Here is a 22465-nt window from a genome sequence, read left to right as displayed (position 1 = left end):
TAAGATACCTATTTTCAATTGGTGCTACTGAATTTATTAGAATTAATAAAAGGTATAAAAATAACAAATCTACTAGAAAAGTTATCTTTAATAGGAGGAGGAAATGAAAGTTTTTTTTCTGCTTATTATAGTTCTACTTAGTTCTTTAATTGGATACCTGTATGGAGAAGGATTTAGAAATAGACTTTCCCAACTTAGAGAGTTAAAAAGAGCTTTAATAGATTTTGAAAATGATATTGTTTATACTTACACTCCTTTACCAGAGAGTATAGAGAGTATAGCTTTAAAAGCTAAAAGCCCAATAAAAGAATTATTTAATGAAATTTCTTTTAAATTAAAAAATAATGAAGTAGAAAATGTATATATGGCTTTTAAAGAAAGTATAAATGAACATAAGAAAGAAATGAATCTAAGGAATAAGGATTTTGAAATTTTATTAGATCTTTCAAAGTCTTTAGGAGAAACCAATGTAGAGGGACAAATTAAGATATTTAATTTAGCAAAGGAAAAGCTAGATATAGAATTAGAGATTGCTGAAGATGAATGTAATAAAAATACTAAGGTATATAGGTATTTAGGGGTTGCAGTAGGTGCAATGATAGCTATTTTTCTTGTTTAGTCTAATAGATTTTTAGAAAAGAAATTTTACTTTTGGACTATTTAATAAGAGTTAAGTTTTAGGGGGAGGCCATATATGTCGGATTTATCTTTGATTTTTCAGATTGCAGGAGTTGGTATAGTGCTTGTTATACTAGATAAAGTTCTTGATCAAAGTGGTAAAAAGGAGTATGCAACTTTAGCTAATATAGTTGGAGTAGTAATAATACTTACCATGATGATTCAACTTATAAGTAGATTATTTTCTTCTGTTAAATCTATGTTTTTATTTTAATAGATTTATGAAATACATTGAGAAGGAGGTGTCTATGACAGTAATCTAAGGTCTAAATAAAGCAAAAGATTACTGGCAAAATGAAATATGGATGTAGTTATACAAGTAATAAGCTTTGTACTAATAAGTTTATTTTTATATCTAGTTTTAAAAGATAATAAGAGCACCTTTGCAGTTTTTCTTCTTTTAGGAGCTGGCATAGTAATTTTTCTTTTTGTAATGCCTTATGTTAATGAAATAATAGCATTTATGCAGGATATAGCAAGGGAGTCTGGAATGGATTCATCATATATTGCTATAGTCATGAAAATTATTGCCATAGCATATCTTTCAACTTTTTGTAGTTATATATGTAATGATGCAGGGGTCACAGTATTAGGTAAGAAGGTAGAGTTTACAGGAAAAATTATGATTCTATTATTAGCTATACCAATAATGGCTAATATTTTGAATTCTATTTTAAGTATAATGTAGGAGCTAAGATATGAAAAAGTTGATAAACATAATATTATTATCTCTTATCTTTGTATTTTGCTTTAACTTAAAAGTTTTGGCGAATGATAACTTAGAGAGTTCAAAAGAAAAAATAGACAATGACTCAAGAATAGAAAGATTTTATGATTATATAAATAATTTAGAAACAGAAGAAGATATATTAGGCAATATGTCTGCTAAGGAATATATAATGAATTATTTAGAAAGTGGAGAAGATCCAATAACCTTAAAGAAAATAGGTGCTTCAATACTTAGTTATATATTTAGAGAACTTAACATAGTTTTAAAGTTTATCGCTTCAATATTAGTAATTGCTCTTTTAAGTGCCTTACTTAAAAATTTACAGGATGCTTTTAATATTGAAGAGGGAGTAACACAGATAGCATTTTTTGCTTGCTATGCCCTACTTATAATGCTTTTAACTAAAAGTTTCTTTATATCTCTTAACTTAGGAAAGGAAGTCTTAACTTCAATTATAGATTTTATGAATGTTATTGTTCCAGTTATTGTAATGCTTATAGCTACCTCAGGGGGAGTAACATCAGCTGTTACCATAGACCCCATAGTACTAGGGGCAGTTTCTATAACTCCTAGAATTTACACATACTTTTTATTCCCACTAATATTAGCATACTTTACATTACAGTTTGTTAATAATCTTTCTAGCGAATTTAAAATAGATAGAATGTGTAAGTTCATAAAACAGGTTGTTATGATATCTCAAGGGTTTATATTAACAATATTTGTTGGAATATTAACTTTAAGAGGAATGACGGCAGATACCTTAGATGCAGTGGCTGTAAAAACAGTAAAGTTTGCTGTAGATAATTTTGTGCCTATAGTGGGAAAGGCATTTTCAGATGCAATAACCACAGTAGCAGGATATTCCTTAGCTATGAAAAGTGTAATAACTTCTTTGGGAGTAATAGTTATCGTTGTAATTGTAATTTATCCAATAATAAAAATAGGCCTTATGGCTATATGTTTTAAACTTACATCAGCGGTTATTGAGCCTGTTGTTGATTCAAAGATTTCTAGCAGTGTGGAAACCGTTGGAGAAGCCTTATTTATGATAATGTCATGCATAATAAGTGTCAGCATAATGTTCTTTATTATGGCATCTATGATGGCTACAGCAGGTAATTTTATAGTAGGAGGATAGAAATAAGATGGAACTTTTAAAAAATTGGATTTCAACTCTTTGTGTTGTTATAGTCATCATATCTATTGCTCATATAATTTTACCTAATTCTTCAATAAAAAAACATGTTAAATTTGCATTTTCATTAATAATACTTTCTGTAATGCTATCACCAATAATAGGGCTTTTAACTATGAACAAGGATATAGATGAAACTGTTTTTCAGGAAAAAATAAGTGATGTTACAAGATCTGATGAGGAAAAAAAGTCATTATATGATGAAGAAGCAATTTTAAAAAGTGTTGAGAAAAACTTAGAAAAGTCATTAAAAGATGAATTCTATGAGAATGAGTTTGAGGTTAATTTAATTGGGAAAATAGATTTTGATGAAGTGAAATTTAATATAGAAAAAGCAGAAATTACAGTTTTAGATGAAAAAAAAGTAAAAAAAGTAGATAAGGTTGTTGTTGGAAAAGAAAAGGTTAATAAAGAAGAGAAAAAGGATTCTTTTTTAGAAAAAATTGAAAAGTTTGTTGAAAAGGAACTTGAAATTTCTCATGAAAATATAATTGTTTCATATGCCTAGGAGGGGGTATAAAGGTGCATGAGTTAAAGGAGAAAATAGCTAATCTTTTTAAACAGAAGAATATTACTAATTTAATAATATTACTTTTATTAGTTATAATGTTTTATTTAGTTGTGTCATATTTTACAGGTGTAAACAATATAACTAAAAGTGAGAAAACTAATTTAGAAAAAGTATCAAAAGAGGATATGAATAGTAATAGCCAAAAAGATTCAGAAGTTTTAAGTTATCAAGAAAAACAAGAAAAAGATTTAGAGAGGATATTAGGAAAAATAAATGGAGTAGGATCAGTAGATGTAGTAATAAACTTTCAAAGCAGTGAAGTAAAAGTACCAGCTGTAGATAATTCTTCTCAAAAAAGCACTACAGAAGAAACTGATAGTGAAGGAGGGACAAGGGTTAATTCACAAGAGACTGATGGAGATAAAATAGTTATGTCAAATAGCTCAAATGGAAGTGAACCAGTTATATTAAAAACAGAAAAGCCAGAGGTTTTAGGAGTCATGGTTGTGGCTGAAGGTGCAGAAGATAGCAAGATAAAGTATGAAATAACAAAAGCGATATCAAGCTTATATAACATAAGTGTTGATAAGGTAAATGTATTAGCAATGAAAAAATAAAATTAAAATTTATGGGGGGTTCATTATGAACAGAAAACAAGCAGGGATAATTTTAACACTTTTAGCATTAATAGTTTGTACTGGCGTTCTAGCAACTAGAGTTAACAATCAAATTAAAGAGAGCATGGGAGAAGTTCCTACAGCTTTTGGAGAAAATGATGACAATGCAACTGAAACATCTTCAAATTATTTTTATGAATCAAGAAATTTAAGAGAACAAAAAGATTCTAAAACTATCGATAACTTAAAAGCTATAGTAGAAGATAAGAACACTTCAGCAGAACAAAAAGAAGAAGCTGAAAAAGAATTAACTGAAAAAACTATGGCAAGAGATTATGAAACAAGAATAGAACTTAGTATAAAGAGCAAAGGTTATGAAGATGTAATATGTTTTATAGATGGTGATAATGCTAAGGTTGTAGTTAAGACTAATGAAGAGTTAACTCAAGAGAAAATGGTTGAAATCCAAGATATAGTTATGAATGTATCAAAAGTATATGACGTTGATATAGAAAAAAAATAATTAATTGTATTGTAATTAGTTATTTGCTATAATGAACCTATAACTAATTAAGTTTCGTGAAGATTAGTAGGAGGGTTCAGCTTTATGAATGAAATGAATAGAGATGAAGCTAACTTAGGTATAGTTAATATATCTGATGAAGTTATCGGTGTCGTAGCTGGTATAGCTGCATCTGAGATAGACGGAATACTTGAGATAAATCACAATAATAGCACTGGAATAGGACATAAATTTTCAAAGAAAAGTTTAGGTAAGGGCATTAAGGTTAATGTGGAGAATGGTGAAGCAGTTATAGAAATTGGTGTTACTGTTCAATACGGAATTAAGATCCCTGATGTAGTTTCTCAAGTGCAGGAAAACGTAAGAAGGACTGTTGAAGCTATAACTGGACTTAAGGTGGCACTAGTGAACATATATGTGCAAAACATAATTATCTTAAAAGAAGAAGATAAAAATGAAATATTAAAAAAATAGTAGTCACCCTCTGATTTCAGAGGGTGTTTCATTGTGTTAAATCATTAACTATATGATTAATAATATAAATTAAGACAATAATACTAAATAGAGTATTTTCAAAACATAGGAGGATATAATGAATAGAGTAAAATCAAGAGAATATTTATTACAATTAGCTTACCAAATGGAAATAACTTCAGAAACTGCATTAGAAACTTTCAATTCTTTTATGGAGAACGAGGACATTTCTAAGGATGATTTAGATCTAGCATACATAAAATCAGGATTATTAGGAATAGAAGAAAATAAGGAAAAGTTAGATTCTTTAATAGAAAGTCAACTTGTAAAATGGAAATTAAACAGAATTTCAAAGGTTAACTTATCAATTTTAAGAATTTCTACATATGAAATATTATTTGCAGAGGATGTACCAGGAAAGGTATCAATAAATGAAGCTATTGAATTATGTAAAAAATATTCAGATAATAAATCAGTTTCATTTATAAATGGAGTTTTAGATAAAGTATATAAGAATATGCAATAGGGGCTAAATTTATTTTTACTAGAATTATAAGATTTGGAGGGGCAGGTAATGGATAAAATTTTAAGCGGAAAAACAGTGGCTATAGACATAAAGGGGCAAATTAAGAATTATACAGAGGAATTAAAAGCTTCTGGAAAGTCTTTAAAAATATCGTCTATACTAGTTGGGGATGATGGAGGCTCAGTATATTACCAAAACTTCCAAGAAAAATTAGCTAATAATTTAGGAATAGACTTTGAGAAGATAAAATTAGATGAAAGTATTTCAGAAGAAAATCTGAAACTTAAGATAGAAGAGTTAAATAAAGATGACAGTGTAAATGGAATAATGCTTTTATTACCTTTACCAAAGCATATTGATGAGAGAGCAGTTACAAATTTAATAGATGCAGATAAAGACTTAGATTGTCTTTCTGAGGTAAGTGTAGGTAGATTCTATAAGGGTGAGAAGTGTTTTATGCCATGCACACCAAACAGTGTAATAACTCTTTTAAAAGCTTATAACATTGAAATTGAGGGAAAAGAAGTTGTTATTATTGGAAGAAGTAATATAGTTGGTAAACCTCTTTTTCAAATGTTTTTAAATGAAAATGCTACAGTAACAGTATGTCATTCAAGAACTAAGAACTTAAAAGAAGTTTGTAAGAGAGCTGACATATTAGTAGTAGCTATTGGAAGGGCTAATTTCATAGATTCTTCTTATGTTAGAGAAGGAGCGGTTGTTATTGATGTAGGAACTAGTGAGGTTAATGGTAAAATAACGGGAGATGTTAATTTTGATGATGTTTATGAAAAGGCATCATTAATTACACCAGTTCCAGGAGGCGTAGGTTCTTTAACTACGACTCTTCTTTTAAAAAATGTTTGTAAGGAGTTAGATTAGAATGAAACTAAAGACATTATCTGTTGGTGAAGTTAATAACTACGTTAAAAAGTTAGTTGAAAATGACTTTATATTAAAGAATCTTAATGTCAAAGGTGAAATATCTAATTTAAAATTCCATTCAAGTGGTCATATTTATTTTTCATTGAAAGATGAAAATAGCAAGGTTAACTGCATTATGTTTAAAAATAATGCAGTTAATTTAGATTTTAGACTAGAAGAAGGAATGAAGGTAGAAATAAAGGCTAGATTAGGTGTTTATCATAAAGAAGGAACTTATCAGCTTTACTGCGAAAATATTAAAAAAGCAGGAATTGGAGAACTTTTTGAAGAATTTCATAAATTAAAAAAAGAACTTAGTGAAGAAGGAATTTTTGATGAAAAATACAAAAGAGCCTTACCAAAATTCCCTAAGAGAATTGGAATAATTACAGCAAGGACTGGAGCAGCAGTAAGGGATATAATAAACGTAATACAAAGAAGAAATAAATCTTTAGATATTATTTTATATCCAGCTAAGGTTCAAGGAGAAAATGCAGCAGATTCAATAATTGAGGGTATTAGATATTTTAATAATGAGAAATCAGTTGATGTTATCATCTTAGGTAGAGGTGGAGGATCTATTGAAGAACTTTGGACTTTTAATAATAGAGACTTAGCATATGAGATATTTAATAGTAGAATACCTACTGTATCAGCTGTTGGACACGAAGTAGATTTTACTATTAGTGATTTTGTAAGTGATATGAGAGCACCTACACCATCAGCAGCAGGAGAGTTAGTATCACCATCATTACAAGAAATGATAAATGATTTATTAAATAAAAAAGAGTTCTTACATAGAGCTATTGACAGAAAATTTTTAAATGCAAAGAAAGATGTAGATTTATTACACAAAGGATTAAAAGGTAATAATCCTAAGCATATAATTGAAAAAAGAATAAAAGAAGTAAATTCCTTAGAAGAAAAGTTAAACTTTTTAGGAAAAAGAAAAATTGATAAGGCAAAAGATGAACTTATTGCTTTAAATAGCATATTACAAACCTTAAATCCATTAAACACCTTAGGAAGAGGGTATTCAGTAATAATGGATAAAAAAGATAAAGTAATTAACGAAGTAAGTGAATTAAAAAAGAACGATATGGTAAAAGTGATAATGAAGGATGGTTCCGTTAATATAGATATAAAAATTATTAATGAATAAGGAGCAAAGAGAGATAAAATGGCTAGAAAAGAAACTAATTATGAAAGTATGGTTAGTGAATTAAATGAAATCGTAAAGCAACTGGAAAATGGAGATTTAACCTTAGAAGAGTCTATAAAAAGCTATGAAAATGGCGTTAAAATAGTAAATAAACTATATAAGAAGCTAAGCACTTTAGAAGGCAAAATAAAGGTTGTTGAAGATGAAAAAGAGGAAGACTTTGGAGGATACAGCAATGAATATTAATAGCTTAAAAGAGGAAGTTGATCAATCTTTAAAAGCTTATTTTAATAAAGATAGAGAATACAATAAAGTTTTATATGATTCAATGGCATATAGCATAAACGTAGGAGGAAAAAGAATAAGACCAATCTTAATGCTTTTATCTTACTATATTTATAAAAGTGATTATAAAAAAATATTAACACCTGCAATGGCCATAGAAATGATACACACTTATTCTTTAATACATGATGATTTACCATGTATGGACAATGATGATTTAAGAAGAGGAAAACCTACAAATCATAAGGTTTTTGGAGAAGCTATTGCTGTTTTAGCTGGAGATGCTCTTTTAAATGAAGCTATGAAAATTTTAGTTGATTATTCTTTAGAAGAAGGAATAAGTGCATTAAAGGCAACTAAAATAATTGCAGATGCAGCAGGATCAGATGGAATGATTGGTGGTCAAATTGTTGATATAATAAATGAAGATAAGGAAGAAATTTCTTTAAAAGAATTAGATTATATGCATTTAAAGAAAACTGGAGAACTTATAAAAGCTTCAATAATGTCTGGAGCGGTTTTAGCAGAAGCTTCAGAGGGAGATATTAAAAAATTAGAGGATTTTGGATATAAGTTAGGCTTAGCATTTCAAATAAAAGATGATATATTAGATGTAGTGGGAAATGCAAAAGATTTAGGGAAGAATGTTCACAAAGACCAAGAAAGCAATAAAAATAATTATATAACCATTTTTGGATTAGAAGAGTGTAAGAAAAAATGCGTGAATATAACTGAGGAATGTATAGAGATATTAAGTTCAATAGAAGGAAATACAGAGCCTCTAAAAGTTTTAACCATGAAACTTTTAGAGAGAAAATTTTAATAATAAAGGATTTGGTTTAAATGAGTGAAGTTCTACAGAGAATAACTGATCCTAAAGAAATAAAGGATTTAGATGAGAAAGAATTAGAAATATTAGCTGAAGATTTAAGAGAATTTTTAATTGAAAGTGTTTCAAATACTGGGGGACATTTTGCTTCAAACTTAGGAGTTATTGATTTAACAGTAGCTTTGTTTAAAAATTTTGATTTTAGTGAAGATAGAATAATATGGGATGTTGGACATCAATCTTATGCTTATAAGATATTAACAGGAAGAAAAGATAAATTTAATACTTTAAGACAATATGGTGGATTGTGTGGATTTCCTAAGAGAACAGAAAGTGAATATGATTTTTTTGCCACTGGACATAGTAGTACATCACTATCTTCAGCAGCAGGTATGGCTAGAGCACAGAGGCTACTTGGAAAAGATAATAAGGTTATAGCAGTTATAGGTGATGGAGCCTTAACTGGAGGTATGGCCTTAGAAGCCTTAAATGATATTGGATATAGAAAAGATAATCTTATAATAATATTAAATGATAATCAAATGTCTATATGTAAAAATGTTGGAGGACTTGCAACCTATTTAAATAAGCTTAGAATGGGTGTAGGTTATAATAAATTAAAATCAGATATTGGATCAACTTTAGATACAACTTCTTTTGGGAAAAGAGTAAAGAACTCTCTTTCAAAATTAAAAGATGGTATTAAAAAAATTGTTGTACCAAGTATGTACTTTGAAGATATTGGATTAAAATATTTTGGTATAGTAGATGGACATAATATTAGAGAATTAAATGAAGTTTTAAGCATAGCTAAAAATATAAAAGGACCAGTTATAATACATACAGTTACTAAAAAAGGAAAAGGCTATGAATTAGCAGAAAAAAATCCTAATAAATATCATGGAGTATCTCCTTTTGATTTAGGGGAAGGAGTAATTTCAAAGTTTGCAAGTAGAAATTATTCTTCTACCTTTGGAGAAGAAATGATTAAATTAGCTAAAAATGATGACAAAGTTGTTGCAATTACTGCTGCTATGCCAGATGGAACAGGGTTAAAGGAATTTAGAGAAGAATTTCCTGATAGATTTTTTGATGTAGGAATAGCAGAACAACACGCTGTTACCTTAGCTGCTGGAATGGCAGCAGAGGGTTTAAAACCATTTTTTGCGGTTTATTCCACTTTCCTACAAAGAGCTTATGACCAAGTTTTACATGATGTATGCATACAAAAGCTACCTGTTACACTTTGTTTAGATAGAGCTGGCTTAGTTGGAGAAGATGGAGAAACTCATCAAGGTATATTCGACATTTCATTTTTATCTCCAATGCCTAATATGACTATTGTTGCACCTAAGTGTATAGATGAAATGGAAGTTATCTTAAAATGGGCAAGTAATTTTAATGCACCTTTAGCTATAAGATATCCAAGAGGTGGAGATATTGATGTTAATTTAAAACCATTAAGTAAAATAGAATATGGAAAATGGGAAAAGGTTCAAGAGGGAGATAAAATAGCAATAGTTGCTACTGGTAAAATGGTTCAACATGCTATGATTGCTGCACAAAAAATAAAAGAAGAAAAAAATATAGATATTTTAATTATAAATGCAACCTTTATAAAACCAATAGATAAAGAATTATTAAATTCCTTATCAAAGGATGGATTTAAGATTGTAACTATTGAAGATAATATTAAAAAAGGTGGCTTTGGAGAAGGCGTTCTAGAGTATTTAAATGAAATTGGACATAAAGAAAAAATTGTTACATTAGCATTTAATGATAAGTTTATAGAACATGGTAAGCCTGATATTTTATATAAAATTAATGGGTTAGATGCAGAGGGAATAAAAAACACATTAATTGAATTACTTTAAAGGAGAAAATTATGGCAGAAAAAAAAGAGAAAAAAGAAAGACTTGACGTACTTCTTGTTGAACAAGGTATTGCTGAGTCAAGAGAAAAAGCTAAGAGATATATAATGGCAGGTATGGTATTCATAGGAGAAAAGAGAGTTGATAAGGCTGGAGAAAAGGTTCCTGTAAGCTCAAATATCATATTTAGAGGAGAAAAACTACCTTTTGTTAGTAGAGGTGGATTTAAACTTGATAAGGCAGTTAAATCCTTTGGAATAGACCTTAAAGGAAAGAGATGCTTAGATATTGGAGCATCAACTGGTGGATTTACTGACTGTATGCTTCAAAATGATGCTTCAAAAGTATTTTCAATTGATGTTGGTTATGGACAATTTGCTTGGAAACTTAGAGTAGATCCAAGAGTTGTTTGTATGGAAAGAACTAACGTAAGATATGTAACCCCAGAGCAAATAGGAGAATTATGTGATTTTGCATCAATAGATGTATCTTTTATATCACTAACAACAGTTTTGCCAGCTGTACTTAATCTTTTAAATGATAAGGGAGAAGTTATGGCACTTATTAAGCCTCAATTTGAAGCTGGCAGAGAAAAGGTTGGCAAAAAAGGTGTTGTAAGAGAAGCTTCTACTCATAAAGAAGTAATTAAGAAAATTGTTGATTTTGCTTTATCACACAAATTAAATATATTAGGTCTTGATTTCTCTCCTATAAAAGGACCAGAAGGAAATATAGAATATTTAATATATTTAAAGAAGGATAACAATACAGAAGAGTTTGATTATAATATTATAGATGAAGTTGTAGATAAATCTCATAGTGATTTATAAAAATTAAATTATTAAATAAGAAATATTAATTTTATAATTACTTTAGATAAACTTCATAGTTAAAGTAAAGGTGTGTTTTGGGGCATGAGAAATATAGGAATTATAATTAATAAAGAAAAAGATAAAGAAAATGAAATTTTAAATTTGGTTATTTTAAAGGTTAAAGAATATCTAAATCCTGATGAAATAAAAGTTATAGACCAATTTTATAAGGGAGATTATAAAGATTTAATGGCTTTAGATCTTTTAATAGTACTTGGTGGAGATGGAACGCTTTTAGGTGTGGCTAGAAAATTCTCTACAGTTATAGATACTCCAATTTTAGGAATTAACATTGGAAATTTAGGCTTTTTAGTTACAGCTGAGATAAGCGAATTAGATGAAGCTTTATATAGAATAAAGGTTGGTGATTATAAAGTAGAGGAAAGAATGTTACTTTCTTGTACTATAGAAGGGGTAACTTGTTCAGAGGAAAGGGCTTTAAATGATATTGTTGTTGCTAGGGGAACATTATCTAGAATGGCACAATATGAGGTCTTTATAAATGATGAACTTTATGCTACTTTTAAAGGGGATGGAGTTATAATTTCTACTCCAGTTGGATCAACAGCCTATTCTTTTTCAGCTGGAGGCCCACTTATAATGCCAGATTTACAAATAGTATCAATAGTCCCTATATGTCCTCATACACCTAATTCAAGACCTATGATAATAGATGGAAATAACAAGGTAAGAGTTAAGCCTCTTATTAATGAATCAGATGTCTTTGTTACAATAGATGGTCAAAAAGCATTAAAGTTAGAAAAACACAATGAAGTTTTAATAAAAAAAGCAAAAGAGTTTTTTAGAATAATTTCATTTGATAATAAAAGTTATTTTAAGGTACTAAGGAAAAAATTGTTTAAGATAGAATAAATATTATGAAGGTGAGTTGAAGATGAAATCTAAGAGACATTCTAAGATAATTGAAATTATAAAATCAACAGCGATAGAAACTCAAGAAGAGTTAGCGGAAGAATTAAAAAAAGCTGGGTTTGATGTTACTCAAGCTACAGTATCTAGAGATATAAAAAATTTAAAACTTGTTAAAAAACAAGATAATAAAGGACACTATAGATACACAATCATAGAAGAAGAAAAAAATGAAATGGTTGATAGATTAAGCAATATATTAGCCAATACTGTAACTTCAGTAGAAAATGTTGATAAGATGGTTGTTGTTAAAACAATATCAGGTTCAGCATCTGCAGCAGCAGAGGCAATAGATACCCTTCATTTAGGTGAAATTGCTGGTACTATAGCAGGAGATAACACAATATTTATATTAGTTAGAAGCTTAGAAAAAGCAGAAACTCTAGTTTCTAGGATACTGGAAATGATAGAAGGATAGTTAAGGAGGAGAAGTATGCTTTTACAATTAACTATAAATAACTTTGCTTTGATAGAAAAAGCATCTTTAGATTTTAAAGAAGGATTCACTATTTTATCAGGAGAAACTGGAGCTGGTAAGTCTATTCTTATAGATGCGATAAATTATGTTCAAGGAAGTAAGTTTAACAAGGACTTAATTAGAACTGGAGAAGAAAAGACTTTTGTAGAGGCTATATTTTCAATAGATGATAATGAGAGGCTTAAAGAAATTTTAGATGATTTAGAAATAGAGTATGATGATACTTTAATAATTTCTAGAGAAACTTTTATAAACGGTAGAAGTAATATAAAGGTTAATGGAAGAAGTATAATAGTAGCTACTTTAAAAAAAATAAGTAGCACACTTCTAGACATACATGGTCAACATAACAATCAAAATTTATTAAATAAAGAAAATCATATAATGTATTTAGATGATTTTGGAGATTCTAAGTTAAGTGAAGATTTAAAAGAATATGGAGAAAAATTCTCAGAGCTTAAGGATATAGAAAGAAAAATAAGTGAATTAAGCAATGAAGGAAAAGATGAAAAACTTTTAAATTATTTAGAATATCAGTTAAATGAAATTGAAGAAGCCAAGCTTAGAAATGGTGAAGAAGAAGAGTTAACAGAAAGATTTAATGTTTTATCTAATGCAGAAAAAATAAAAAATTCACTGGGAATATCATATAATCTATTAAATGGTATTGAAAGCAGTGTAGTGGATTCTTTATCAGTAGTAAATAGGGAGCTTTCAAATGTTGAAGAGCATTTAGAAAAAATCAAAAATATAAACTCTAAAATAATGGAAATGTACTATGAAATACAAGAAATGGCTAGAGAAATTAGGGATATATGTGATGAAAGTGTTTATGATGGCAATGAATTAGAAGAAATAAATAGCCGTATGTTTAAGATTGCTGCATTAAAGAAGAAGTATGGAAATAGTATAGCCGAAATCTTAGAATATAAAAATAATATTTTATCTCAAATAAATAATATTAAAAACTCAGAAAAAATAATTGAAGATCTTTTAAATGAAAAAAGTAAAGTTGAGAATGTTTTAAGTGAAATAGCTAATAGAATTCATAATAAGAGAATAGAACTTTCAAAAGTTTTAGAAGAAAATATCCATAAAGAACTGGCCTATGTTGGCTTAGGAAAATGTAGATTTGAAGTTCTTATTGAGGAAGATGAAACCTTTAACTTTAAAGGTAAGGACAAAGTACAATTTCTTATATCAACAAATCCTGGTGAACCATTAAAGCCTATGGAAAGAATAGTTTCTGGAGGAGAACTTTCAAGAATAATGTTAGCTTTAAAAGCTGTGTTTATAGATAAGGATAAGATTCCTACAGTTATATTTGATGAAATAGACACCGGTATAAGTGGAAGAGTAGCTCAATCCGTTGGAGAAAAGATGTATGAAATATCAACAAAACATCAAGTTTTTTGTATCACACATCTTCCTCAAATAGCAAGTATGTCGGACAATCATTATATGGTTAGAAAAAAAGTAATAGATAATAAAACTTTTTCAAAGGTTGAACCTATAACTTATAATCAAAAAATTGAAGAGGTTGGAAAAATGCTAGGTGGCGTTGAAATGACAAGTAATACATTATTAAATGCTAAAGAGATGATAGAGCTAGCTGATACAAAAAAAGAAACAATTAAGACTTTTCATACATAATAAAGTGATTTTTAATACAAAATAGAACTGTTAAACAGTTCTATTTTTTTTTATTTTAAAACTAATATGAGAATTTTAGTATATTTTAAATTGATTTGGCTAGAATAACAAAGTTAATACAGGATATTATTTTTTTGAAAGGGGCAAATTAAGAATAGAAAAGGAGGAGATAGTTAATGAAAAATATGAACAAAAGAATAAAGATTATATCAATAATAATGATGTCTTTAATATTACTTTTATCCTCTGTAACATTTGCAAGGGATTATTGTGAGAGTAATAATGTTTTTGCAAGTAGCAATTTCTATTCTTTAAATTCTAAGAGTAGTAATGATGAAAAGTTTAAGAACAGATATGGCGTAGCTCTTGTAAATAGTGAACAGGAAAAGAAAGATATAGAGCTTTATGCTGGAGGAAATTCAGTAGGTGTAAGGGTTTCAACAGATGGTGTATTAGCAGTAGGTTATTCAGACTTAACAACAGGAGAAGGAGAAGTAGAGAGTCCAGCTCAAAATGGTGGAATACAAATTGGTGATAGACTTATAAGTGTAAATGGAAATAAAATAAAAAATTCAAAAGATTTATCAAAAAAAATCAACGAGAGTAAATCAGAAAATGTTGAAATATTAATTGAGAGAAATGGTGAAGAAATAACTAAAAATATAAATTTATCAAAAAATGCAGATGGTGATTATAAAATAGGTCTTTGGGTAAGAGATTCTACTGCTGGTGTAGGTACACTTACTTTCTATGATAAAGAAAGTGGAAAATATGGAGCAATAGGTCATCCAATAACAGATAGTGAAACAGAAAAAATTCTTTCAATAAAAAATGGAGATCTTTTAAATTCTTCAATAATAAGCATAAAAAAAGGTGTTAAAGGTAATCCAGGAGAATTAAGAGGAATTTTTTCAAGTGATAAGAAACCAATAGGAAATGTTACAGGAAATACACAATGTGGAATATTTGGTAGCATGAATACAGAAAATTTAAAAAATATTAATAATAAAACTTATAAAGTTGGTTGGAGAGATGAAATTCAGCCAGGACCAGCACAAATTATAACTACTATTGATGAAGAAGGTCCTAAGCTTTATGATATTGAAATTGTAAAACTTGCAAAGCAAGATAGCATTAGTACAAAGAGTATGGTAATTAAGATTACAGATGAAAGATTATTAGAAAAAACTGGTGGTGTTGTCCAAGGAATGAGTGGAAGTCCAATTATACAAAATGATAAAATAATTGGTGCTGTGACACATGTTTTGGTTAATAAACCTGAAGTAGGATATGGAATTTATATAGAGTGGATGTTAAAAGATGCAAAAATTATATAATAGAAAATAAGTGTGATTAATGTAAATATGTGTTATAATAAATACTAGAAAATTAAATGAATTTTTTAGTATTTATTTTTTTTAGAAGGAAATAAATAAGTTTTGTCGAATATAGTTAAAGTAGAATAATTGTAAAAAAATGGATATATAAAGTTGGTTAAGGAGAGAAAAGCATGAAGGAATCAAAAATATCTGTATTAATTGCTGATGATAACAAAGAGTTTTGCAATATTTTAAATGACTATTTATTAAGTCAAAGGGATATTGTTGTTACAGGAATTGCAAAGGATGGATTGGAAGCTTTAAAACTTATAGAAGAAAAACAACCAGATTTAGTTGTATTAGATATAATTATGCCACATTTAGATGGATTAGGTGTACTTGAAAGAATAAATTCTCTAGGATTAGAAAAAACTCCAAGAGTAATAGTATTATCTGCTGTTGGACAAGACAAAATTACTCAAAGAGCTATAACTTTAGGGGCAGATTATTATGTTGTTAAACCATTTGACATGGATGTATTTACAGAGAGAATAAGACAAATGTTTAATAGCACAATATCAGAGGAACCTACAAATAGTAAACCTACAATTAGTGTAGTTGAAGGTTCAAAAAGTGAGGATTCATCTTCTGATGATAACAAAGAGCCTATGGATTTAGAGGTTGAAATAACTAGTATAATTCATGAAATAGGAGTTCCAGCTCACATAAAAGGATATATGTATTTAAGAGAAGCTATAACTATGGTTGTAAATGATATGGAATTATTATCAGCTATAACAAAAGAGTTATATCCTTCAATAGCAAAGAAATATAATACTACTGCAAGTAGAGTTGAAAGAGCTATAAGACATGCTATAGAGGTTGCTTGGGGAAGAGGACAAATAGATGCTATAAACAAAATATTTGGACATACTATTCACAATGATAAGGGTAAACCAACAAACTCAGAGTTTATAGCTATGGTTGCAGATAAATTAAGACTAAAGAATAAAGTTAGCTAAATTAAGGAGAAAGCACTTTTTATCAGATAATATTTTCACTGATAAAAAGTGCTTTTTTATAGAGAGGTGAGGTAATTTGAGAAAAGCGGTATATGTAGAAGGAAATGAAAAAAAGATTATTTTAGCTAATTGTATAACTAAATCTGAGTATGAAAAAATATATAAAAAGAATTTAGTATGTCCAATAGATGGATGTAAAGCAAAACTTGGTTTTAGGGAAGTTAAAAAGCAAAGAGATGGAAAATATTTTTATACATTACCTAATAATAAACATGTTGATGGATGTCCTTATAAAATTCAAAAGAAGAAAAGAAGAGTAAGAAGAAAAATAGATAATAATTTAAGTGAGGATTTTTCACAAATATCCTTTGAAATTTTATAATATTTATATAAATTAAAAAAATAATTTTAGATTTTTTAGGTTCAAAATTGAGGTGATATATATGGATTTATATGAAAAAACTTTAAATGAGGAGAGCATATTTAAGTGTTCTTTTATGGAACTTGTTAAGCAAAAGGTGAAATTACCAGATGGCAATGAGGCAGAAAGAGATATTGTTAAACATTCAAATGGGGTTTGTGTTATAGCTTTCAATGAAAAAGGAAATATTCTTATGGTAGAACAGTTTAGAAAGCCTTTTAATAGAGTGTTTTTAGAATTACCAGCAGGAAAGGTTGATAAGGAAGAAATATTAGAAAAAGCAGCCTTAAGAGAACTTAAAGAAGAGACAGGATATTTCGCTAATAAGATAACATATTTAGGACAAATAGCACCATCACCAGGATTTTGTGATGAAGTAGTTCATATATATAAAGCTCATGAACTTAAAAAGGGAGAAACTAATTTTGATCATGATGAATTTTTAAATTTAAATGAATATTCCTTAGAGGAAGTTAAAAATATGATTATAGAAGGAAAAATAACTGATGCAAAAACTATAGCATGTTTATTTTTCTATGAAAATATTAAATAATGAGAAATAGGAACTAAAGTATTTGAAATTACTTTAGTTCTTATTTTTTTATAAATTTAAAAAAGTATGTATCTTTTTATTATGTTAATCATATCTTTTAATAAATAGCTTTAATGGAGGGGAAGAAGAATTTATGAGGATGTTTTTTAGTGGACTTATGGAGTCATTAAAGGAAAATAAAATCACTTTTTTATGGGTACTTTTATTCTTTTTAGTTGGAATAGTTTTAGGATCTTATACTGTTTATTACATGAGTGATTTTAATAGGGTTGAAATTACTACTTATTTTAATAACTTTTTAGAGTTTTTAGGTGGAAATTCTGTATCTTATACAAGTATTCTTGTAGATAGTATAAAGAGTATTTTACCAATGGTTGCAATAATAGTTTTATTAGGTTACACAGCTGTAGGAACACCAATAATTCTTATGATGGATTTAGCTAAAGGATATGTTATTGGATTTACATTTTCTTTAATCGTTAGCATGTTAGGAAGCAAGGGTGTTATGTTAGTCTTATCAGGATTAATGCTTCAGAATTTAATTTTTATTCCAATAATAATGTTAATCAGCGTTTTGGCTATAAGACATTCAGTTACAAAGTTAAAAATGGGAGTATCTAGAGATAGGGTAAAACTTGATGTTAGTAGAGCATATTTAAACTTTCAAGGGCTTTTAAGCTTAATTATAATATCAGGAATACTAATTGAAACATATATATCACCTAATTTAATAAGATTAGTAATTAGTAGGTGATTTCTGTAATATAAATAATTATGTAATAACATTTTGGTTAGGAGTTAATATGAAAGATTTAGTAAGCAAATACGAAGTATATCTAGAATCAATAGGCAAGAGAAAGAATACCGTAAGTGCATACATTACAGATGTCTCTATGTATTTAGATTTTGTAGAGGAAAAAGGGTTTAAGGTAAGTGAGGATTCATATCCTTTAATATCTTATGTACAACATCTAAAAGAGAGCCACAAGTCTCCATCATCAATTCAAAGAACAATCATCTCTTTAAGAAATTTTTATAATTTCTTAGTAGCAGAAGAATTTTTAAAGAAGGTTCCAAATTTAACTATGAAAAAAGAAAGAGTTGAAAAGAAAAAACCTTTAGTTTTAACTGTTGAAGAGATAAATAAAATAATGAACTCTACTAATGTTTTAACTGAAAAGGGAATACGCGATAAGGCTTTATTAGAACTTATGTATGCTACTGGAATGAAAGTTTCAGAGTTAATATCTTTAAGAATTGAAGATATTAATTTGGATTCATCTTTTGTAAATTGTAGAGATAGTAGAGGGTATGAGAGACTTATACCAATAGGAAAAGCAGCTAAGGAATCTCTTAAAAGATATATTGTGGTAAGAGAAGATAATTCTAAAGGATCAGATAAGCTTTTCTTAAATATGAGTGGAGAACCTATAACTAGGCAAGGAGTTTGGAGAATTGTTAAGGAGTATGCTGTTATTGCAAATATTGGTAAGGATATAAATTTAAATACCTTTAGACATTCTTTTGCAGTGCATTTATTACAAAACGGAGCAAATGCTAAGGTGGTACAAGAACTATTAGGAAATCAAGTTATGACTTATATAGATATGTACTATGATATTATAAACAATGAAAAAATTAACAATATATACAGAAAGGCTCATCCAAGAGCATAATATATAAAAGAAAAGGCTTTCATAAAAGTCTTTTCTTTTTATAATTTTTAGCTTTAAAATATTAGAATTTATCAAAAAATACATAAAAATAATTTGAATTTTATAATTAGGAAAAGAAAAATTCATTAATATTGAAAAAAATATAATATTTTATAGGGTGAAAGTACTTGTAAATAAGGAATCTCTCTGATAAAATGAATTTATGAAAAGGTTATCACAAATTGATAGTGTGGAGGAAAGAAACTTATGAGAATGTATGATTTAATATTAAAAAAGAGAAATGGTGGGGAATTAAGCACTGAAGAAATAAACTTTTTTGTTGATAAATATACAAATGGTGAAATACCAGATTATCAAGTAGCAGCCTTATTAATGGCTATATATTTCCAAAAAATGAATAAGAGAGAAACTTCAGATTTAACTATGGCTATGGTTAATTCAGGAGATATATTAGATTTAAGTGAAATACACGGTATAAAAGTAGATAAGCATTCAACTGGTGGGGTTGGTGATACTACTACTTTAGTTTTAGGACCTATGGTTGCAGCTTTAGGAATTCCTGTAGCTAAAATGTCAGGAAGAGGTCTTGGACATACTGGTGGAACAATAGATAAATTAGAAAGTTTTGATGGATTCTCAGTAGAAATGACTAAGGATCAATTTATAAATAATGTTAATAATATAAAATTAGCAGTTGGTGGACAAACAGGAGATTTAGCTCCAGCTGATAAAAAACTTTATGCTTTAAGAGATGTTACTGGAACTGTTGATAATGTATCATTAATAGCTTCAAGTATTATGAGTAAAAAAATTGCTGCAGGCGCTGATGCCATAGTATTAGACGTTAAGGTTGGAGATGGAGCATTTATGAAAACTCCAGAGGCAGCTAGAGAACTTGCAACTGAAATGGTTGGAATAGGTAAACATGTTGGAAGAAATACTGTTGCCATAATTTCAGATATGGATCAACCTTTAGGATTTGCTATAGGTAATGCATTAGAAGTTAAAGAAGCCATAGAAACTTTAAGAGGAAATGGTCCTAAGGATCTTTTAGAGCTTTGCTTAACACTTGGAAGCAACATGGTTGTTTTAGCAGGTGCTGCTAAAGATACTGATGAAGCAAGAAAAATGTTAATGGAAACAATAACTTCAGGAAAAGCAATTGAAAAATTAAAAGAATTTGTAAAAGCTCAAGGTGGAGATGCATCAGTTATTGATGATATATCAAACTTCCATAATGCTAAATATGTAATTCCAGTTAAAGCTAATAAATCAGGGGTTGTAAGCAAAATACATGCTGAAAACATAGGATTAGTTGCTATGGAACTTGGAGCAGGAAGAGCTACTAAAGAAAGTATTATAGATTTAGCTGTTGGTATTGTTCTTCAAAAGAAAAGAGGAGACAAAGTTAATGAAGGAGATATAATAGCATATATTCATGCTGATGATGAAGAAAAAGGTAAGAAAGCAGTAGATGGAATATTAGCTAATTACGAAATATCAGATTCAGTAAAAGATATTCCATTAATATATGATATAGTTAAATAGTTTTAAAAAATGCTTTAAAGCTGGTTGGATTCTTGTCAGGTATAGCTAAGATTTATAGTTATGCATCGTAATCTTTGAATAACCATATCTAACAAGGAACCCAACCACTTTAAATAAATTAAGTTTTGGTACTCATTATAGATTTTCTCGTTAAAGTTATCCTATACAAATTAAAGTATAGGATAACTTTTTCTTTTTTGCTTATAATTTATTTCTTTTGGGAGAAAATAAGCAAGAAAGGAGGAGATATTATGAAAAAATACATAAGAAAAATAGCAGCTTTTGCAATATTTTTATCTTTATTTAGCATTGTTTCTTCTGTTCCTGTAAAAGCTGAAGAGGCAATAGAAGTAGAAGCAAGATCAGCTCTTCTTATGGAAGCTAGTACAGGAAAAATAATTTATGAAAAAAATGCTAATGAAAAATTTGCACCTGCTTCAGTAACAAAGATTATGACAATGTTACTTGCCATGGAAAAAGTAGATAGAGGAGAAATAAAACTTTCAGATCAAATCACAGTAAGTGAGACTGCTAAGAAAATGGGTGGTAGTACTATGCTCCTAGATGTTGGAGAAGTAAGAACTGTTGAGGAGATTATAAAAGGTATAGGAATAGCTTCAGGTAATGATGCCGCTGTAGCTATGGCTGAATATTTAGGTGGAAGTGAAAGTGGTTTTGTTGAGATGATGAACAAAAGAGCTAAGGAGCTTGGAATGAAAAACACTACATTTAAAAACTGCACAGGGCTTCCTATAGAAGGACATTTATCTACTGCATATGATATTTCTATTATGTCTAGGGAATTATTAAAACATCCTACTATATTAAAATATACAGGAACTTATATGGAAACTATATCAGAGGGAAGAAAATCTCCTATTGAACTTGTTAACCATAATAAATTAGTTAGATTCTTTAAGGGATGTGATGGTCTTAAAACTGGATTTACTAATGACGCTAAATACTGTATATCAGCTACAGCAACTAGGGACGGAGTTAGAATGCTTTCAGTAATAATGGGAGCTCCAACATTTAAAATAAGAAATAGAGATGCTAGTATGCTTATGAATTATGGATTTTCTAAGTTTGAAAGCAAGCAAGTAGCTACAAAAGATGGTGAGGTAGAACAAATTCCTATGAGTCAAACAGGAGATAAGTTTATCATAGGAAAAGCTAAGGATGATTTAACTTTAGTTTGTCCAAAGGGTATGAGTGACAAAATAGAGAAAAAAGTTGTTTTAGATGAAAGTAAGAAAAAAATTAAAGAATTTGATACTATAGGATATTGTGAATATTATCTAGATGGTGAACTTCTAGGTAAAGTTGAATTATATTCAGATAGAGATATGAAAAAAGGCGGAATTATTGATAGTGTTAAATTCAAGGTTAAGAATTTCTTTAATGGTGAAGAGGAAGATAAAGTAGAAGAAAAAACAGAAGAAAAGAGTAATGAAAAATAAAGTATTAATTAGACATTTTGATTGTATTCATTAAAAATAAATACCTATAAGTTGAAAGAAGAACAACTAGCATATAGTCTCCTTATGCTAGTTGTTTTTATATATAAATTTTTCTTATATAGATGCAAAGTTAGTAAAAGAATACTAGAGAGAAGGTTATTTTTATAAAATCAAATTCTTGTATCTCTTAAACTTAGTGTTAATT

Annotated in this window: 26 protein-coding genes; all 26 read left to right on the top strand. The window is 28.5% G+C overall.

Translation table 11 applies throughout. The features are described from left to right. Positions 1–103 precede the first annotated feature (103 nt). The 26 genes from spoIIIAB (at position 104) to CPF_RS10020 (ending at position 22260) form a co-directional block, all read left to right on the top strand. On the top strand, positions 104–619 hold the full coding sequence (gene spoIIIAB, locus CPF_RS10145; RefSeq protein WP_003458670.1) for a stage III sporulation protein SpoIIIAB: 516 nt from the start codon (positions 104–106) through the stop codon (positions 617–619). A gap of 75 nt (positions 620–694) precedes the next feature. Continuing rightward, entirely contained in the window at positions 695–892 is a 198-nt protein-coding gene (spoIIIAC, locus tag CPF_RS10140; protein ID WP_003451671.1) for a stage III sporulation protein AC, read from the top strand. Positions 893–979: 87 nt separating this feature from the next. Continuing rightward, entirely contained in the window at positions 980–1366 is a 387-nt protein-coding gene (gene spoIIIAD, locus CPF_RS10135) for a stage III sporulation protein AD (RefSeq protein WP_003451406.1), read from the top strand. Between the two features lie 10 nt (positions 1367–1376). After that, positions 1377–2549: a stage III sporulation protein AE gene (spoIIIAE, locus tag CPF_RS10130; protein ID WP_003458684.1), complete on the top strand. Its 1173-nt coding sequence runs from the start codon at positions 1377–1379 to the stop codon at positions 2547–2549. Positions 2550–2556: 7 nt separating this feature from the next. Beyond that, on the top strand, positions 2557–3114 hold the full coding sequence (gene spoIIIAF / locus CPF_RS10125) for a stage III sporulation protein AF (protein WP_003468981.1): 558 nt from the start codon (positions 2557–2559) through the stop codon (positions 3112–3114). A 14-nt stretch (positions 3115–3128) separates the two neighbouring features. Then, the gene (gene spoIIIAG / locus CPF_RS10120; RefSeq protein ID WP_003451336.1) at positions 3129–3734 is read left to right on the top strand and encodes a stage III sporulation protein AG; all 606 of its coding nucleotides are present in this window, start codon (positions 3129–3131) and stop codon (positions 3732–3734) included. 25 nt (positions 3735–3759) lie between these two features. After that, positions 3760–4257 (top strand): SpoIIIAH-like family protein, encoded by a 498-nt coding sequence (locus CPF_RS10115; RefSeq protein ID WP_003451536.1) that lies wholly within the window; start codon positions 3760–3762, stop codon positions 4255–4257. 84 nt (positions 4258–4341) lie between these two features. Next, positions 4342–4731 (top strand): Asp23/Gls24 family envelope stress response protein, encoded by a 390-nt coding sequence (locus tag CPF_RS10110; protein WP_003451410.1) that lies wholly within the window; start codon positions 4342–4344, stop codon positions 4729–4731. A gap of 118 nt (positions 4732–4849) precedes the next feature. Further along, positions 4850–5257 carry a transcription antitermination factor NusB gene (gene nusB / locus CPF_RS10105; protein ID WP_003451187.1) on the top strand — a complete coding sequence of 136 codons (408 nt, stop codon included), beginning with the start codon at positions 4850–4852 and terminating at the stop codon, positions 5255–5257. A 48-nt stretch (positions 5258–5305) separates the two neighbouring features. Further along, positions 5306–6139 (top strand): bifunctional methylenetetrahydrofolate dehydrogenase/methenyltetrahydrofolate cyclohydrolase, encoded by an 834-nt coding sequence (locus CPF_RS10100; RefSeq protein WP_011590961.1) that lies wholly within the window; start codon positions 5306–5308, stop codon positions 6137–6139. Between the two features lies 1 nt (position 6140). Further along, the gene (gene xseA / locus CPF_RS10095; RefSeq protein ID WP_003458744.1) at positions 6141–7343 is read left to right on the top strand and encodes an exodeoxyribonuclease VII large subunit; all 1203 of its coding nucleotides are present in this window, start codon (positions 6141–6143) and stop codon (positions 7341–7343) included. 18 nt (positions 7344–7361) lie between these two features. Beyond that, complete coding sequence (locus CPF_RS10090; RefSeq protein ID WP_003451121.1) at positions 7362–7589, top strand: exodeoxyribonuclease VII small subunit; 228 nt, start codon at positions 7362–7364, stop codon at positions 7587–7589. Next, a complete protein-coding gene (locus CPF_RS10085) occupies positions 7579–8451 on the top strand; it encodes a polyprenyl synthetase family protein (protein ID WP_003458680.1) in 873 nt (290 codons plus the stop codon). Before CPF_RS10090 ends, CPF_RS10085 begins: the two co-directional genes overlap by 11 nt. Positions 8452–8471: 20 nt before the next feature. Then, entirely contained in the window at positions 8472–10331 is a 1860-nt protein-coding gene (gene dxs / locus CPF_RS10080) for a 1-deoxy-D-xylulose-5-phosphate synthase (RefSeq protein ID WP_003458746.1), read from the top strand. Positions 10332–10342: 11 nt separating this feature from the next. Then, positions 10343–11158 (top strand): TlyA family RNA methyltransferase, encoded by an 816-nt coding sequence (locus CPF_RS10075; RefSeq protein ID WP_003458690.1) that lies wholly within the window; start codon positions 10343–10345, stop codon positions 11156–11158. An 84-nt stretch (positions 11159–11242) separates the two neighbouring features. Continuing rightward, positions 11243–12073 (top strand): NAD(+)/NADH kinase, encoded by an 831-nt coding sequence (locus tag CPF_RS10070; protein WP_003458666.1) that lies wholly within the window; start codon positions 11243–11245, stop codon positions 12071–12073. A 22-nt stretch (positions 12074–12095) separates the two neighbouring features. Beyond that, entirely contained in the window at positions 12096–12548 is a 453-nt protein-coding gene (locus CPF_RS10065; protein WP_003451580.1) for an arginine repressor, read from the top strand. 15 nt (positions 12549–12563) lie between these two features. Next, positions 12564–14261 carry a DNA repair protein RecN gene (gene recN / locus CPF_RS10060; RefSeq protein ID WP_003458741.1) on the top strand — a complete coding sequence of 566 codons (1698 nt, stop codon included), beginning with the start codon at positions 12564–12566 and terminating at the stop codon, positions 14259–14261. Between the two features lie 176 nt (positions 14262–14437). Then, positions 14438–15598 (top strand): SpoIVB peptidase, encoded by a 1161-nt coding sequence (spoIVB, locus tag CPF_RS10055; protein ID WP_003451227.1) that lies wholly within the window; start codon positions 14438–14440, stop codon positions 15596–15598. A gap of 173 nt (positions 15599–15771) precedes the next feature. After that, complete coding sequence (gene spo0A / locus CPF_RS10050; protein WP_003451549.1) at positions 15772–16602, top strand: sporulation transcription factor Spo0A; 831 nt, start codon at positions 15772–15774, stop codon at positions 16600–16602. Positions 16603–16678: 76 nt separating this feature from the next. Then, positions 16679–16984 (top strand): hypothetical protein, encoded by a 306-nt coding sequence (locus CPF_RS10045; protein WP_003458729.1) that lies wholly within the window; start codon positions 16679–16681, stop codon positions 16982–16984. A gap of 61 nt (positions 16985–17045) precedes the next feature. Then, positions 17046–17576, top strand: coding sequence for an NUDIX hydrolase (locus tag CPF_RS10040; RefSeq protein ID WP_003458749.1), 531 nt, complete (start codon positions 17046–17048; stop codon positions 17574–17576). Positions 17577–17709: 133 nt separating this feature from the next. Then, on the top strand, positions 17710–18330 hold the full coding sequence (gene spoIIM / locus CPF_RS10035; RefSeq protein ID WP_003451331.1) for a stage II sporulation protein M: 621 nt from the start codon (positions 17710–17712) through the stop codon (positions 18328–18330). A 49-nt stretch (positions 18331–18379) separates the two neighbouring features. After that, positions 18380–19252 (top strand): site-specific tyrosine recombinase, encoded by an 873-nt coding sequence (locus CPF_RS10030; RefSeq protein WP_003451532.1) that lies wholly within the window; start codon positions 18380–18382, stop codon positions 19250–19252. 246 nt (positions 19253–19498) lie between these two features. After that, a complete protein-coding gene (locus CPF_RS10025) occupies positions 19499–20800 on the top strand; it encodes a pyrimidine-nucleoside phosphorylase (RefSeq protein WP_003458658.1) in 1302 nt (433 codons plus the stop codon). A 251-nt stretch (positions 20801–21051) separates the two neighbouring features. Further along, positions 21052–22260, top strand: a complete 1209-nt coding sequence (locus CPF_RS10020; protein ID WP_003469040.1) for a D-alanyl-D-alanine carboxypeptidase family protein — start codon at positions 21052–21054, stop codon at positions 22258–22260. Positions 22261–22465: the final 205 nt, after the last annotated feature.

The sequence above is a fragment of the Clostridium perfringens ATCC 13124 genome, from assembly GCF_000013285.1.
In the GTDB taxonomy this organism is placed as follows: domain Bacteria; phylum Bacillota; class Clostridia; order Clostridiales; family Clostridiaceae; genus Sarcina; species Sarcina perfringens.
Note: the sequence above shows the minus strand (reverse complement) of the source record. Positions and strands in the feature narration are given on the sequence as shown.